Source organism: Roseovarius indicus (assembly GCF_008728195.1).
Classification (GTDB): domain Bacteria; phylum Pseudomonadota; class Alphaproteobacteria; order Rhodobacterales; family Rhodobacteraceae; genus Roseovarius; species Roseovarius indicus.
In genome coordinates, this window is sequence record NZ_CP031598.1 from 3,953,392 (window position 1) to 3,967,880 (window position 14,489).

Annotated in this window: 10 protein-coding genes; 3 read left to right on the forward strand and 7 right to left on the reverse strand. The window is 64.1% G+C overall.

Features of this window, described 5'->3' with window-relative positions:
* Nucleotides 1–41: 41 nt before the first annotated feature.
* The 3 genes from carB (at nucleotide 42) to RIdsm_RS30780 (ending at nucleotide 3,952) form a co-directional block, all read left to right on the forward strand.
* The gene (gene carB / locus RIdsm_RS19085) at nucleotides 42–3,350 is read left to right on the forward strand and encodes a carbamoyl-phosphate synthase large subunit (RefSeq protein WP_057819196.1); all 3,309 of its coding nucleotides are present in this window, start codon (nucleotides 42–44) and stop codon (nucleotides 3,348–3,350) included.
* Between the two features lie 212 nt (nucleotides 3,351–3,562).
* Nucleotides 3,563–3,685 (forward strand): hypothetical protein, encoded by a 123-nt coding sequence (locus RIdsm_RS30775; RefSeq protein WP_268793844.1) that lies wholly within the window; start codon nucleotides 3,563–3,565, stop codon nucleotides 3,683–3,685.
* A gap of 144 nt (nucleotides 3,686–3,829) precedes the next feature.
* Complete coding sequence (locus RIdsm_RS30780) at nucleotides 3,830–3,952, forward strand: hypothetical protein (RefSeq protein ID WP_268793843.1); 123 nt, start codon at nucleotides 3,830–3,832, stop codon at nucleotides 3,950–3,952.
* 79 nt (nucleotides 3,953–4,031) lie between these two features.
* Here the strand turns inward: RIdsm_RS30780 and RIdsm_RS19090 are convergent, their stop codons facing one another.
* The 7 genes from RIdsm_RS19090 to RIdsm_RS19120 form a co-directional block, all read right to left on the reverse strand.
* The gene (locus RIdsm_RS19090) at nucleotides 4,032–5,756 is read right to left on the reverse strand and encodes an ABC transporter ATP-binding protein (RefSeq protein ID WP_057819198.1); all 1,725 of its coding nucleotides are present in this window, start codon (nucleotides 5,754–5,756) and stop codon (nucleotides 4,032–4,034) included.
* 2 nt (nucleotides 5,757–5,758) lie between these two features.
* A complete protein-coding gene (locus RIdsm_RS19095) occupies nucleotides 5,759–6,823 on the reverse strand; it encodes an ABC transporter permease (RefSeq protein ID WP_057819200.1) in 1,065 nt (354 codons plus the stop codon).
* 12 nt (nucleotides 6,824–6,835) lie between these two features.
* Nucleotides 6,836–7,792: an ABC transporter permease gene (locus RIdsm_RS19100; protein ID WP_057819202.1), complete on the reverse strand. Its 957-nt coding sequence runs from the start codon at nucleotides 7,790–7,792 to the stop codon at nucleotides 6,836–6,838.
* Nucleotides 7,793–7,992: 200 nt separating this feature from the next.
* Nucleotides 7,993–9,603 (reverse strand): ABC transporter substrate-binding protein, encoded by a 1,611-nt coding sequence (locus RIdsm_RS19105; RefSeq protein ID WP_057819204.1) that lies wholly within the window; start codon nucleotides 9,601–9,603, stop codon nucleotides 7,993–7,995.
* A gap of 240 nt (nucleotides 9,604–9,843) precedes the next feature.
* Nucleotides 9,844–11,430 carry an ABC transporter substrate-binding protein gene (locus RIdsm_RS19110; RefSeq protein ID WP_235607890.1) on the reverse strand — a complete coding sequence of 529 codons (1,587 nt, stop codon included), beginning with the start codon at nucleotides 11,428–11,430 and terminating at the stop codon, nucleotides 9,844–9,846.
* Nucleotides 11,431–11,763: 333 nt separating this feature from the next.
* Nucleotides 11,764–13,074 (reverse strand): replication-associated recombination protein A, encoded by a 1,311-nt coding sequence (locus RIdsm_RS19115; protein WP_057819208.1) that lies wholly within the window; start codon nucleotides 13,072–13,074, stop codon nucleotides 11,764–11,766.
* 4 nt (nucleotides 13,075–13,078) lie between these two features.
* Nucleotides 13,079–14,458: a trypsin-like peptidase domain-containing protein gene (locus RIdsm_RS19120; protein ID WP_057819210.1), complete on the reverse strand. Its 1,380-nt coding sequence runs from the start codon at nucleotides 14,456–14,458 to the stop codon at nucleotides 13,079–13,081.
* Nucleotides 14,459–14,489 lie beyond the last annotated feature (31 nt).

Genomic DNA, 14,489 nt, shown 5'->3' on the forward strand with positions numbered 1-14,489 from the left:
GATATAACCGCCAACAATTTGCGCTCACCCGGGGAACGACCATGCCGAAGAGAACCGATATCTCGTCCATCATGATCATCGGTGCCGGCCCCATCATCATCGGGCAGGCCTGCGAGTTCGACTATTCCGGCGCACAGGCCTGCAAGGCCCTGCGCGAGGAAGGCTACCGGGTGATCCTGGTCAACTCGAACCCCGCCACGATCATGACCGACCCCGGCCTCGCCGACGCCACCTATATCGAACCGATCACGCCCGAGGTGGTGGCCCGCATCATCGAGAAGGAACGCCCCGACGCGCTGTTGCCGACGATGGGCGGGCAGACCGGGCTGAACACGGCCCTGGCCGTTGCCGATATGGGCGTTCTGGACAAGTTCGGGGTGGAACTCATCGGCGCCAACCGCGAGGCCATCGAGATGGCCGAGGACAGGAAACTCTTCCGCGAGGCGATGGATCGCCTCGGTATCGAGAACCCCGCCGCGACGATTGCCAACAATTTCGACGAGGCGATGGCGGCGCTCGATACGGTGGGCCTGCCTGCGATCATCCGCCCCGCCTATACGCTGGGCGGCACCGGCGGGGGCGTGGCCTATAACCGCGACGACTACGAGTATTACTGCAAGTCGGGGCTCGACGCCTCTCCCGTCAGCCAGATCCTGATCGACGAATCGCTTCTGGGCTGGAAGGAGTACGAGATGGAGGTTGTTCGCGACAAGGCGGACAACGCGATCATCGTCTGCTCGATCGAGAACGTCGACCCGATGGGCGTGCACACGGGCGATTCGATCACCGTGGCGCCGGCGCTGACCCTGACCGACAAGGAATACCAGATCATGCGCAACGGCAGTATTGCCGTGCTGCGCGAGATCGGGGTCGAGACCGGCGGGTCGAACGTGCAATGGGCGATCAACCCCGATGACGGCCGGATGGTCGTGATCGAGATGAACCCGCGGGTGTCGCGCTCCTCGGCGCTGGCGTCGAAGGCGACCGGCTTCCCCATCGCCAAGATCGCCGCCAAGCTGGCCGTGGGCTACACGCTGGACGAGCTCGACAACGACATCACCAAGGTCACGCCCGCCAGCTTCGAGCCCACCATCGACTATGTCGTCACCAAGATCCCGAAATTCGCCTTCGAGAAATTCCCCGGCTCGCAACCGCTGCTGACCACCGCGATGAAATCGGTGGGCGAGGCGATGGCGATTGGCCGGACGATCCACGAATCGCTGCAAAAGGCGCTGGCCTCGATGGAATCGGGCCTGTCGGGCTTTGACGAGGTCGAGATCGAGGGCGCGCCGGAAGAGGCCGCCGTGATCAAGGCGCTCAGCCTGCAGACGCCGGACCGGCTGCGCACCATCGCCCAGGCGATGCGGCACGGGCTCTCGGATGACGCGATCTTCCAGGCGACCAAGTACGACCCCTGGTTCCTGGCCCGCATCCGCGAGATCGTCGAGGCCGAGGAGCGCGTCCGCAAGGAGGGCCTGCCGGTCGACGAGGATGGCTTGCGCGCGCTCAAGATGCTGGGCTTCACCGATGCGCGGTTGGCCGCGCTGACCGGCCGGACCGAGGGCCAGGTGCGCCGCGCCCGCCACGAGCTGAACGTCACCGCCGTCTTCAAGCGGATCGACACCTGCGCCGCCGAGTTCGAGGCGCAGACGCCCTACATGTATTCCACCTACGAGGCCCCGATGATGGGCGAGGTGGAATGCGAGGCGCGCCCCTCGGGCCGCAAGAAGGTGGTCATCCTCGGCGGCGGCCCGAACCGGATCGGGCAAGGGATCGAGTTCGATTACTGCTGCTGTCACGCCTGTTTCGCGCTGACCGACGCGGGCTACGAAACCATCATGATCAACTGCAACCCCGAGACCGTGTCGACCGACTACGACACCTCGGACCGGCTGTATTTCGAGCCGCTGACCTTCGAGCACGTGATGGAGATCCTGCGGGTCGAGCAGGACAACGGCACGCTGCACGGGGTGATCGTGCAGTTCGGCGGTCAGACGCCGCTGAAGCTGGCCAATGACCTCGAGGCCGAGGGCATTCCAATCCTCGGCACCTCGCCCGACGCCATCGACCTTGCCGAAGACCGCGAGCGGTTCCAGGCGCTGGTCAACAAGCTGGGGCTGAAACAGCCGAAGAACGGCATTGCCTCGAGCGACACGCAGGCGCTGGAGATTGCCGAGAGCATCGGCTTCCCGCTGGTGATCCGCCCCTCCTACGTGCTGGGCGGCCGGGCGATGGAGATCGTCCGCGACATGGCCCATCTCGAACGCTACATCAAGGAAGCGGTCGTGGTGTCGGGCAAGAGCCCGGTGCTGCTCGATGGCTACCTGTCGGGCGCCATCGAATGCGACGTCGACGCGCTCTGCGACGGCACGCGTGTGCACGTGGCCGGCATCATGCAGCATATCGAGGAGGCCGGCGTGCACTCGGGCGACAGTGCCTGCTCGCTGCCCCCCTATTCGCTGGCGCAGGACACCATCGACGAGATCAAGCGCCAGACCGAGGCGCTGGCGCTGGAGCTGGGCGTGCGCGGGCTGATGAACGTGCAGTTCGCGGTCAAGGATGGCGAGATCTACCTCATCGAGGTGAACCCCCGCGCCAGCCGCACCGTACCGTTCGTCGCCAAGGCCACCGACAGCGCCATTGCCTCCATCGCCGCGCGGCTGATGGCGGGCGAGACGCTCGACGCCTTCCCGTTCCGCGGCCCCTACCCGCGCGACACCAAGCCCGGCAGCCTGCCGATGGCCGACCAGATGACGCTGGCCGACCCGGCGATGCCGTGGTTCTCGGTCAAGGAGGCGGTGATGCCCTTTGCCCGGTTCCCCGGTGTCGACACCATCCTGGGCCCCGAGATGCGCTCGACCGGCGAGGTGATGGGCTGGGACGTGTCCTTCCCCCGCGCCTTCCTGAAGGCGCAGATGGGCGCCGGCACCACCCTGCCCGAGGGCGGCAAGGTGTTCTTCTCGATCAAGGATGCCGACAAGACGCCGCTGCTGGTGGAGACCGCGCAGACGCTCGTCGACATGGGCTTCGAGATCGTCGCCACCCGTGGCACCGCGGCCTTCCTCGAAGGGCACGAGATCGCCTGCGAGGTGGTCAACAAGGTCTATGAAGGGCGGCCCGACGTGGTCGACATGCTGAAGGACGGGCAGATCGCGCTGGTGATGAACACCACCGAAGGCGCGCAGGCCGTCGAGGACAGCCGCGAGATCCGGTCGGTTGCGCTCTACGACAAGATCCCGTATTACACGACCGCAGCCGCCGCCCATGCCGCCGCATTGGCCATGAAAGCGCGCGACGAGGGGGACATTGTGGTCATGGCGCTACAGGGTCCGGGGCAAACCGCCGCCTGAGGGGTTTGCGGTATGACCGCAAACCTATGAAAAATTTAGACGTTTTTTAGTTATCCACAGCCATGTCTGCCGGTCTGTGCAGGTATGCTCAATTTGCATAGATTTTGATCTTTATTTCTATTGCGCGCGGCAGTCTCCTCCTTATATGCGGGCTATGAGGCGCAGCGAAAGCACGACTCACACCGCAACACACGAGACCCAGGAGGCCGATCATGACCCGCGACGAACTGAACCGCGAACTGCGTATGCATAGTGCCACCTGGCAGTCGGTTGTGCTGCTCTATGGTGTGCTTGTCGGTACGCTGGTGCTCTCGGCCATGGCCATCACCGCATAAAAGGCAGGACGGGCGCTTTCCACGCGCCCGGCACCACGCTCTTCACAACCGAAAATGCGCCGGGCGGTATCTACCGCGCGGCGTTTGTAGTTTGACACCCCGGACGGCATCGTGCTGTCCCCCGTTCCGGGAAGGAAGCTGAGAATGACACGTGACGAACTGAACCGCGAACTGCGCATGCACAGCGCAACCTGGCAATCGGTCGTGATCGTCTATGGCCTCATCGTCGCGTCGATGGTGGGCTCGGCCATGTGGATCGTCGGCTGACATTGAAAATCTGGTATTGAATGCAAAACGGCGGAGGAGTGCCCCTCCGCCGTTTTTCTTTTGTCACGAGATGTCAGCCTCAGCTGCTTTTCTCGGTTTTGCTGTCGGTATCCGTTCCCTCGACCTTCTCGTCGCCCGGGTCGATCTTGGCCGAGGCCGCATCGCCCACGTTGTCGACGCCACGCTCTTCGAGAAGCGTGGTGAGCCAGTCGGGATCCATCTCGGGAACCGAGCTGAGCAGCAGGTCGGTATAGGGGTGGTGCGGGGGCGTGAACATTTCGTCCTTGGGCCCCTGCTCGACCACCTTGCCGTGCTGCATCACCACCACCTCGTCGGCGATCGACCGCACGGTGGCAAGGTCGTGGGTGATGAACATATAGGCCAGGTTCAGCTCGTTCTGCAGCCGGTCGAGCAGCTTCAGGATGCCTTCCGCCACCAGCTGATCGAGCGCCGAAGTCACCTCGTCGCAGACGATGAAGGTGGGCTCGGCCGCCAGCGCCCGGGCGATGCCGATCCGCTGTTTCTGCCCGCCCGACAGCTCGGGCGGATACCGGTTGTAGAATTTCGACGGTTCAAGCTCGATCAGGTCGAGCAATTCGTCGATCCGGTTCTTGAGCGCCGCGCCCGAGAGGCCCGAGTAGAACTGCGCCGGGCGGCCAATGATCTCGGCGATGCGCACCTTGGGGTTCAGCGCCGTATCGGCCATCTGGTAGATCATCTGGCACTGCCGAAGCTGGTCGCGGGTGCGGTCCTTGTAGTTGGGCGGGAACGGCTCGCCCTTGAACATCACCTGCCCCTTCGACGGCGGCAAAAGCCCGGTGATCACCCGCGCCGTGGTGGACTTGCCCGAACCGGATTCGCCCACGACAGCCACGGTCATGCCCTCGTAGATATCGAAGGACACGTCGTCGAGCACCTTCGCCCCGCCGGTATAGGAGGCATCCACGTTCTGCACCGAAATCAGCGGCGTACCGTCCTTTGGACGGTGTTTCTGGGGCCGTTTGAAGCTTCGAACGGCCCAGAGCGACTTGGTATAGTCTTCCTTCGGGCTTTCCAGCATCTCCTTGGTGGGCGCTTCCTCGACCTCCTCGCCCTTCAGCAGCACCTTGATCGTGTCGGCCATCTGCGCCACGACCGCCAAGTCGTGGGTGATGTAGATCGCGGCGGTGTTGAACTGGTCGACGATGTCGCGGATGGCCGCGAGCACCTCGATCTGGGTGGTCACGTCAAGCGCGGTGGTCGGCTCGTCGAAGATGATCAGGTCGGGCCGGCAGGACATGGCCATCGCCGTCATCGCCCGCTGAAGCTGACCGCCCGACACCTGGTGCGGATAGCGGAAGCCGATCTCCTCGGGGTTGGGAAGGCGCAGACGGCGGTAGAGCTCCACCGCGTCTTCCTGCGCCTCCATCCGTTTCTTGATGCGGTATTGCACCGGCGCCTCGGTGTGCTGATCGATCAGCTTGTGCGCCGGGTTGAACGAGGCCGCCGCCGATTGCGCCACGTAGGCGATCCGCGAGCCCCGAAGGGCGCGCTTCTCGCTTTCGCTGGCGGTGGTCAGCTCCATCCCGTCGAACTCGATCGAGCCGTCCGAGATGCGCGTGCCGTCACGGGCATAGCCCATGGCGGCCGCCCCGATGGTGGATTTGCCGGCACCGGATTCCCCGATCAGGCCCATCACCTCGCCGCGGTGGAGGGTCAGGTCGACCCCCTTGATGATGTCGACCCATGTTTCGTCGGTGTAGCCCTGGATCTTCAGGTCCCGAACCTTGAGAAGGACATCGCTTTCCTTGAACTTGGTTACCATTGTTATCTCTCCTTCAGGCCGGAGGACCGGAACAGCATCCAGTCGACCACGAAGTTGACCGACACCGTCAGCAGCGCGATGGCGGCCGCCGGTATGAGCGGGGTTATATCTCCGAACGAGATCAGGGTGGCGTTCTCACGCACCATCGACCCCCAGTCCGCCGTGGGCGGCTGGATGCCGAGGCCGAGGAACGACAGGCCCGCCACCAGCAGGAAGACGAAGCAGAATTCCAGCCCGAATTCGGCCACCAGCGGGGCGGTCGAGTTGGGCAGGATTTCCCTGCGGATGAGGTACCATGTGCCCTCGCCCCGCAGCTTTGCCGCCTCGATATAGTCCATCACCACGACGTTGCCCGCCACCGCCCGTGTCAGGCGGAAGACGCGCGGCGCGTAGATGATGGCCACGGCGACGATGATCACGATGATCTGCGGCCCGAAGATCGACAGCATCAGCAGCGCGAAGATCAGCGACGGGATCGACATGATCACGTCGGCCAGCCGGCCCATGAACTGGTCGAACCAGCCGCCCTTGGTCGCCGCCAGAAGCCCGGCCAGCGCGCCGAAGAAGAACGCCGCCAGCGTCGCCGACAGGGCCAGCCCCACCGAGTTGCGCGTGCCATAGACGATCCGGCTGAACATGTCGCGGCCCAGCTGGTCGGCGCCGAGCAGCATGTTCGAATCCGCCGGGGCGAAGGCCGAGGCGATCACCTCTGCCTCGCCATGCGGCGCGATCAGGGGGGCGAAGATGCCCATCACCGCGTAGGTGAAGATGATGAACATCCCGAAGGCGGCCGTCAGCGGTGCGGTGCGCAGCTCTTTCGCCATCTCTTCCGACGCCAGCGCGATCAGGAACTCGCGGAACGCGTAGGAGACCATCGCCGCCAGCGTCAGCACACCCGCGCAGACTGCGATCGCCTTGAGCGCGCCCGTCCCGCCGACGATGCCCAGAACGAAGGACACCAGGGTCAGCGAGAAGAGCAGCAGGAAGGCCGATCTCTTGTTGAAGTAAGCTGCAAGGCAGGAACCGCCCAGAAGCAGCGTGTAATATCCGATTACAAACCAGCTCATGTGACTGCCTCCTTACTTCGGATGCCGCAGACGCGGGTTGGTGAGAATGGCGCCCACATCGGCTGCGAGATTGAGCAGGATGAAGGTTGCCGCGAAGATCAGGCAGCAGGCCTGAACGACCGGGAAGTCACGCTTCGACACCGCGTCGACAAGCGCCTGCCCGATGCCGGGGTAGACATAGACCACCTCGACCAGGACCACGCCGGTGATCAGGTAGGCGAGGTTCAGCGCGACCACGTTGATGATCGGCGCCCAGGCGTTCGGCAGGGCGTGCTTGACGATCACGCGCCACGGCGGCGTGCCCTTGAGCTTGGCCATCTCGATATAGGGCGAGGCCAGCAGGTTGATGATGGCCGCCCGCGTCATCCGCATCATGTGCGCCATGACCACCAAAACCAGCGTCAGCGCCGGCAGGAAGGTGCGTTCCAGAAGCTGCAGGAAGCTCATTCCCTCGCTCAGGCTCGAGATCGCCGGGAACATGCCCCAGGTGACCGCGAAGTAGAGGATCAGGATGTAGCCCAGGAAGAATTCCGGCGACGAGATGAACGACAGCGACACCACGTTGGCGACGCGGTCGAAGATCGAGTTGCGCAGCAGCGCGACGATCACGCCGAGCACGATCGAGACCGGCACGGCGATGACGGCGGCATAGGCCGCAAGGAACAGCGTGTTCATGAACCGGTCGCTGATCGTGTTGGCGACGGATTCGCCGGTGACGATCGAGTTGCCGAAATCGAACACGACGGCCCCGCGAAGCCAGTCGAGATACCGCACGATGGCCGGTTGATCGAGGCCCATCTCTCGGCGCAATGCCCGAAGGTTTTCTTCCGTTGCCCCCTGGCCGAGAACGGCCTGGGCAATGTCGCCCGGCAGCAATTCGACCATGAAGAAAATGATGACCGAGATGACCAGTAGAATGATCAGTCCCAGCCCGAGCCGTCTTCCAACGAGCCCTAGTATGTCTCCCATCTGTCCCTCCTGCTGTTGACCAGTGGTCCCGCGCGCTCAAGGCTGTCCGGGCAACCAGGTATACAGATATTTTTGGCCTCTGCGGGCTGGGTATGACTGTTTGGATTACCCGCTTCGGCGATGGGTCCGGAGTTCGGTTCTTTGCCGCGTCCCGGACGGTGATGCCCCGGCGCCTGGGCGCCGGGGCAGATTTTCAAGGCTTAGCCTTCGAACCACCAGCGGCTACAGGCGCGGGCGCCGTCCATCTGCCAGCTTGGGGCAAGGTTCTCGCCATGCTTGACGTTCTTGCGGCGGGCATAGACGAAATCCGGGAAGAACGGGATGACGGTGCCGCCATCGTCCTTCGCCAGAACCGCCATCTCGTGGTACATCTCGGCGCGCTTGGCGTCGTCGATCTCCGATTTGGCCATCCGCAGCAGCTCGTTGAAGCGCTCGTTCTGCCAGTGGCTTTCGTTCCAGGCCGCGTCGTCCTTGTAGGCCAGCGAGTACATCACGTCCGGTGTCGGACGGGCGCCCCACTGCACACAGCACCACGGTTTCTTGAGCCAGACGTCGGAATAGTACCCGTCATTCGGCTCGCGCTTGACCTTGATGTCGATCCCGGCGGCCTTGGCGTGTTCGGCATAAAGCACGCACATGTCGACCGAGCCCGAGAAGACCGAGTCGGCGACGCTGATCTCGACCGACAGGTCTTCCATGCCGGCCTTTTTCAGCAACGACTTGGCCTGATCCGGGTCATATTCGCGCTGTTCGATGTCTTCGGGCCAGTACGGCATCGCGGGCGAATGGTGGAAATCGTTGCCCATCGTGGCCGTGCCGAAGGCGATCTTGTCGATGATCTCCTGACGGTTGATCGACAGTTTCAGCGCGTTGCGGACGTCGACATTGTCGAACGGCGCGACGTCGCAGAACATCGGCATGGTGATCGCCGCCGCCGACGAGACCTGGTCGATCTCGAGGTTCGGGTCGCGCTGCAACAGGGCGAGCGTTTTCAGCTCGATCTGCGTGACCGCGTCCACGTCGCCGGTGACAAGGGCGGTCTGGCGCGCGTTGGGGTCGTTCAGAACGGTGACGGTCACGCTGTCGAAATAGGCGCCGTCGAGGTGCCAGTCGTCATGGCGCTCGAACTCGTAGCTGACGCCGAACTCGGCATTGGTCAGCTTGTAAGGGCCGCAGCCGTCGCCCGATTTCCAGTCGATCGAGCCGTCCTCGTTCGCCGGGCAGATGGCCAGGTGATAGTCGGTCATCAGCCAGGGCAGGTCGGCGTTGCCGGTGGACAGAACGAAAGTGACCGAGCCGTCGCCGTTGTCGGTGATGTCTTCCACGTCCTTCAGAAGCGCGGTGGCCGCCGAGGTGCTGTCTTCGCCGCGGTGGTGGTTCATCGACGCGATCACGTCGTTCGCCGTCACCTTGCGGCCCGAGTGGAAGGTGGCATTCTCGTTGAGCTTGAAGGTCCATTCCTTCGCGTCCTCGGTCGCCGACCACTCGGTCGCGACGTCCGGCCCGTTCGACCCGTCGGGTTCGATCAGGGTCAGGTAGCTGCGGAAGGTGTGGGCGACCTGGATCATCGAGAACGACAGGTAAGTGCCCGGGTCGTGCGTGTCGGACGTGTTGCCGTCATGGGCGCCGAGGCGGAAATGGCCGCCGCTTTGCGGCTCGGCCTTGGCGGCGGTGGTCCACAGCCCCGTGGCGGCCGAGGCGGTCATGCCCGCGGCCATCGAATAATGCATGAACGAGCGGCGGGAAATCTTGCCTTCGCGTGCCGCGTCGGCGAGCCGGTCGATCATTAGCTGATCGCTGTTCTTAGTCATGTCTTCTCCCTGGTGTATCGTCTTGTTGGATTTTGTCCGGTCGTTGCCGGGTTCTTTGTTCTGCTTGTTATCCGATTCCGTCCCCTGTGCCCGTCCGGCGCTCGCCAGCTGGCATTTGAAGTCCGGATGCGTCGATCGTCTAGGTGGTCGTCAGTCTCCCCTGTTCTTCTTTCGTTTTGGGCCGCCGGCGCGGCCAAGTGACCGGGCCCGGCGCATGCAGCGCCGGGCCCGGAAGTGTCGTCAGCTTTCGAACCACCAGCGGCTCGGGGCGCGGGCGCCGTCAAGCTCCCAGCTGGCCGCTAGGTTGTCGCCGTGCATCACGTTCGCACGACGCGCATAGACGAAGTTGTTGAACATCGGGATGATCGTGCCGCCGTCGTCCTTCGCCAGGATCGCCATGTCGTGGTACATCTCGGCGCGCAGGCTGTCGTCGAGCTCGGACTTGGCTTGCAGCAGAAGCTCGTTGAACTCCTCGTTCTGCCAATGGCTCTCGTTCCAGTCCGCGTCGGCCTTGTAGGCCAGCGTGTACATCACGTCGGGCGTGGGGCGCGCGCCCCAGGACACCGCGCAGAACGGCTTTTTCAGCCAGACGTCGGAATAGTAGCCGTCGTTCGGCTCGCGCACGACCTTGACGTTGATGCCGGCGGCCTTGGCCTGCTCGGCATAGAGCACGCACATGTCGACCGCGCCCGAGAACAGGCTGTCGGCGGTCGAGATGCTGACCGTCAGGTCCTCGGCGCCCGCCTTCTTCAGAAGCGACTTGGCCTGGTCGGGGTCATACTCGCGCTGTTCGACATTCTCGGGCCAATAGGGCTGGGCCGGGGAATGGTGGAAGTCGTTGCCGATGGTGGCCGCGCCGAACGCGATCTTCTCGATGATTTCGTTGCGGTCGATCGACAGTTTCAGCGCGTTGCGCACGTTGACGTCGTCGAACGGCGCCTGGTCGCAGAACATCGGCATGGTGATCGCCGCCGCCGAGGGCACGTTTTCCACCTTGATGTTCGGGTCACGCTGCAGCAGCGCCGAGGTCTTGATGTCGATCAGCGACACCGCGTCGACATCGCCGGTGACCAGAGCGGTCTGGCGGGCGTTCGGGTCGTTCAGCACCAGCATCTCGAGATTGTCGAAATAGGCGCCTTCCAGGTGCCAGCCGTCATGACGGCTCAGCTTCCAGCTGACGCCCCATTCCCCCTGGTCGATCTTGTAGGGGCCCGAGCCGTCACCCGACTGCCAGTCGATGCTGCCGTCTTCGTTGCCGGGGCAGACCGCAAGGTGATAGTCGGTCATCAGCCACGGCAGGTCGGCAATCCCGCTTTCCAGCGAGACGACGACCGTGTGATCGCCATCGGCCTGCACGTCGGTCACCGACGACAGCAGCGATTTCGCCGCCGAGGTACTGTCTTCACCGCGGTGGTGGTTCAGCGAGGCGACCACGTCGGAGGCCATAACCGGCTTGCCGCTGTGGAACGACGCGTCCGGGTTGATCTCGAAAGTCCAGACCGAGGCATCCTCGTTCGCCGACCAGTCGCTCGCAAGGTCCGGACCGAGCGAGCCATCGGGCTCGATCAGGGTCAGGTAGCTGCGGTACTGGTGCGCCAGGTAGATCTGCTGGCGCGAAACGTACTGGCCGGGGTCGTGCGTGTCCGACGAGTTGCCGTCGTGCATCCCCACCTTGAACGTGCCGCCCTTCTTGGGCTGGGCGTTCGCCTTGGTGGTCCAGAGGCCGGTTGCAGCGGTTGCGGACATACCCGCAGCCATGGAATAATGCATGAAAGACCGGCGCGAAATCTTCCCTTCGCGGGCGGCTTCGGCGAGCCGATCAATCATCAATTGATCTGTTCTCTTTGTCATATTTTCTCCCAGGAGTTCTTCATAATGTCGGACGGTCCGCGATCATGCGGCATCACCGTCAAAGCTTCTCTCCCCTGTCATTTTTCGGGCGGCTCAAATGCGACATATTGATAGCAAAACACGAAATCGGCGAGTCTTCCAGCCTCGAGTTTGCCTTTCCACGATTTTTTGAAGTAGTTCGCATGGATAGAGCCCGCTTTGAAAGCGGTCCGGCCGCCGGACGAGTCGCCGCGCGCCGGATGAGTCGCGGAGACCTATTCAAAAAACGACATATCTTGACGTCGCGGCACCTTTGGTCGGCGCCGCGCCTCACTCGTTCCGCTTGATCCGAAGCTTCGAGAAATAGTCGACCCGCTTCTTCAACTCCCGTTCGAATCCGCGCTCGACCGGCTGGTACAGCACCGGGCGTTTCATGTCCTCGGGGAAGTAATCCTGCCCCGAAAACCCGTCTTCGGCATCGTGGTCATAGGCATAGCCCTTGCCATAGCCCTGCTCCTTCATCAGCTTGGTGGGCGCGTTCAGAATATGCTTGGGCGGCGAGAGGCTACCGGTTTTCTGCGCCTGCCGGCGGGCTTCCTTGTAGGCATTGTAGGCGGCGTTCGACTTGGGCGCGAGCGCCAGGTAGGTCAGCGCCTGCGCGATGGCCAGCTCCCCCTCGGGGCTGCCCAGCCGCTCGTACACCTCCCAGGCGTGCAGGCAGTGGGTCTGCGCCTGCGGATCGGCAAGGCCAATGTCCTCGACCGCCATCCGGGTGATCCGCCGGGCCAGGTAACGGGGGTCCTCTCCCCCTTCCAGCATCCGGGCGAACCAGTATAGCGCCGCGTCGGGGTCGGAGCCGCGCACGGATTTGTGAAGCGCCGAGATCAGGTTGTAGTGCTCGTCCCCGCTCTTGTCGTATTTCGCCGCCCGCCGCATCAGCCGCGAGGTCAGGCCCTTCACGTCGAGCTTGCCGCCGGTCTTCCACGCCGCCACCTGCTCGATCAGGTTCAGCAACGCCCGCCCGTCGCCATCGGCCATTTCCAAAAGCGCCTCGCGCGCCGGGCCATCCAGCGGCAGCGGCTTGCCGATCTCGACCTCGGCCCGCTGGGTCAGCAACTCGAGGTCGGCCAGCGACAGCCGTTCCAGCACGAACACCTGTGCCCGGCTCAGAAGCGCGGCGTTCAGCTCGAAGCTGGGATTCTCGGTCGTGGCACCGACGAGAAGGATGGTACCATCCTCCATATGCGGCAGGAAACTGTCCTGCTGGGCCTTGTTGAAGCGGTGGATCTCGTCGACGAACAGAAGCGTGCCCTGCCCGTTCGCGCGGCGGTGCTTGGCCTCGTCGAAGACACGGCGCAGATCCGGCACACCGGTGAAGATCGCGCTGATCTGCACGAAATGCAGGTCGGTCTCATCCGCCAGAAGCCTTGCAATCGTGGTCTTGCCCACCCCGGGCGGGCCCCAGAACACCAGCGACCCAAGGCTGTTCGACGCCAGCATCACGCCCAGCGGCCCTTCCGGCCCCAGAACCTGCTGCTGCCCGATCACGTCGGACAGCTTGCGCGGCCGCAGCCGGTCGGCCAGCGGGCGCGGCGCGGTGTCGGGCAGCGCCTCGGGTTGGGTGTCGAACAGGTCGCTCATGGGGTCACAGCCGGAAACGCATGGTCAGCCGCTGGGTTCCGCGCTGCACATCGAGGAAAAGGTGGCGCTGCGCCTCTTCCAGCGCGGCCTCGGCATCGGCGGAGGTTTCGACCACGATATCATTGATCCCGCGCAGAATATCCCCGGCCCGGAGCCCCGCGCGCAGCCCGATCTGGCCCGGATCGTCGACCACCACGCCGCGCGAGGTAAGCGGCAGGGCATACTCGCTGATCACCGCAGGGTTCACGGTCGACAGCGCCATGCCGGGAATGGCCGCGTTGCGCCCGGTGGTCAGCTGTGCCCGCGGGGGCGTGTCGGGGGCGGCGATCAGGCGCACATCGGTTTCGCTTTCCTCGCCATTCCTGACATGGGCGATGCTGGCCTCGGTGCCGATCCCGGTGACGGACATGCGGAAGATCATCTCGGCCGGGGTATTCACGGCGTGGCCATCGACCGCGGTTATCACGTCGCCGGGCTGAAAGCCCGCGTCGAGGAAGCTGCTTTGGGGGTGCAGTTGCGAGATGACGACGCCACCGGGGGCCGCAAGCCCCAACCCTTCGGCCATGTCCGCCGTCACCGGTTGGCCATCCATGCCGGCCCAGGGGCGCTCGAACGTGCTCTTCCCCTCCCGCGCTTGGGTGACGAATTGCGACACCAGCCGCGAGGGGATGGCGAAGCCGATCCCGTTCGACCCGCCCGAGCGGCTGAGGATAGCAGTGTTGATGCCGATGAGATGGCCGTTCACATCCACCAGCGCCCCGCCCGAGTTGCCCGGGTTGATCGGCGCGTCGGTCTGGATGAAGTAGCCGCGCGCGTTGCCCGTTGCCGTGCCCGACCGCGCCAACCCCGAAACGATGCCGCTCGAAACCGTCTGCCCCACCCCGAACGGGTTGCCCACGGCCAGCACGAGTTCCCCCACCTGCACCGTGTCACTGTCGCGCAGGGTGAGAGAGGGCATGTCATGGGCGTCATCCATCTGCAGGATGGCAAGGTCGCTCTCCTCGTCGGCCAGCAACACCCGCGCCGAAAACTCCCGCCGGTCATTGAGCACGACGCGAATATCCGTCGCCTCGCCCACCACGTGGTAGTTCGAGACAACGATCCCGTCTTCGCCGAGGATCACGCCCGAGCCCAGCGAGTTCTGCACCCGCTGCCGCTGCGTGCCGAAATCACGGAACAGGTCCTGGAAGAAGGGATCGTTGGAAAACGGGCTCTGCACGTTCACCACGCGGCGGGCGTAGATGTTCACCACCGCCGGGGCGACCTGTTTCACCACCGGGACAAAGCCCATCTGGATGTCCACCTGGCTCGACGGCACCTGCATCTCGGCCCGGGCGGGCAGGCCGGCGAGGGCGAGACAGATCACCAGTACCCAACGCATCATCGCCCCTCCGCTTTGTCGGCTGCTTCCCTGA

What these genes read in the sequence shown, in the direction of transcription:
- carB (WP_057819196.1), top strand. Translation starts at nt 42, where the DNA reads ATGCCGAAGAGAACCGATATCTCGTCCATCATGATCATCGGTGCCGGC.
- RIdsm_RS30775 (WP_268793844.1), top strand. Translation starts at nt 3,563, where the DNA reads ATGACCCGCGACGAACTGAACCGCGAACTGCGTATGCATAGTGCCACC.
- RIdsm_RS30780 (WP_268793843.1), top strand. Translation starts at nt 3,830, where the DNA reads ATGACACGTGACGAACTGAACCGCGAACTGCGCATGCACAGCGCAACC.
- RIdsm_RS19090 (WP_057819198.1), bottom strand. Translation starts at nt 5,756, where the DNA reads ATGGTAACCAAGTTCAAGGAAAGCGATGTCCTTCTCAAGGTTCGGGAC.
- RIdsm_RS19095 (WP_057819200.1), bottom strand. Translation starts at nt 6,823, where the DNA reads ATGAGCTGGTTTGTAATCGGATATTACACGCTGCTTCTGGGCGGTTCC.
- RIdsm_RS19100 (WP_057819202.1), bottom strand. Translation starts at nt 7,792, where the DNA reads ATGGGAGACATACTAGGGCTCGTTGGAAGACGGCTCGGGCTGGGACTG.
- RIdsm_RS19105 (WP_057819204.1), bottom strand. Translation starts at nt 9,603, where the DNA reads ATGACTAAGAACAGCGATCAGCTAATGATCGACCGGCTCGCCGACGCG.
- RIdsm_RS19110 (WP_235607890.1), bottom strand. Translation starts at nt 11,430, where the DNA reads ATGATTGATCGGCTCGCCGAAGCCGCCCGCGAAGGGAAGATTTCGCGC.
- RIdsm_RS19115 (WP_057819208.1), bottom strand. Translation starts at nt 13,074, where the DNA reads ATGAGCGACCTGTTCGACACCCAACCCGAGGCGCTGCCCGACACCGCG.
- RIdsm_RS19120 (WP_057819210.1), bottom strand. Translation starts at nt 14,458, where the DNA reads ATGATGCGTTGGGTACTGGTGATCTGTCTCGCCCTCGCCGGCCTGCCC.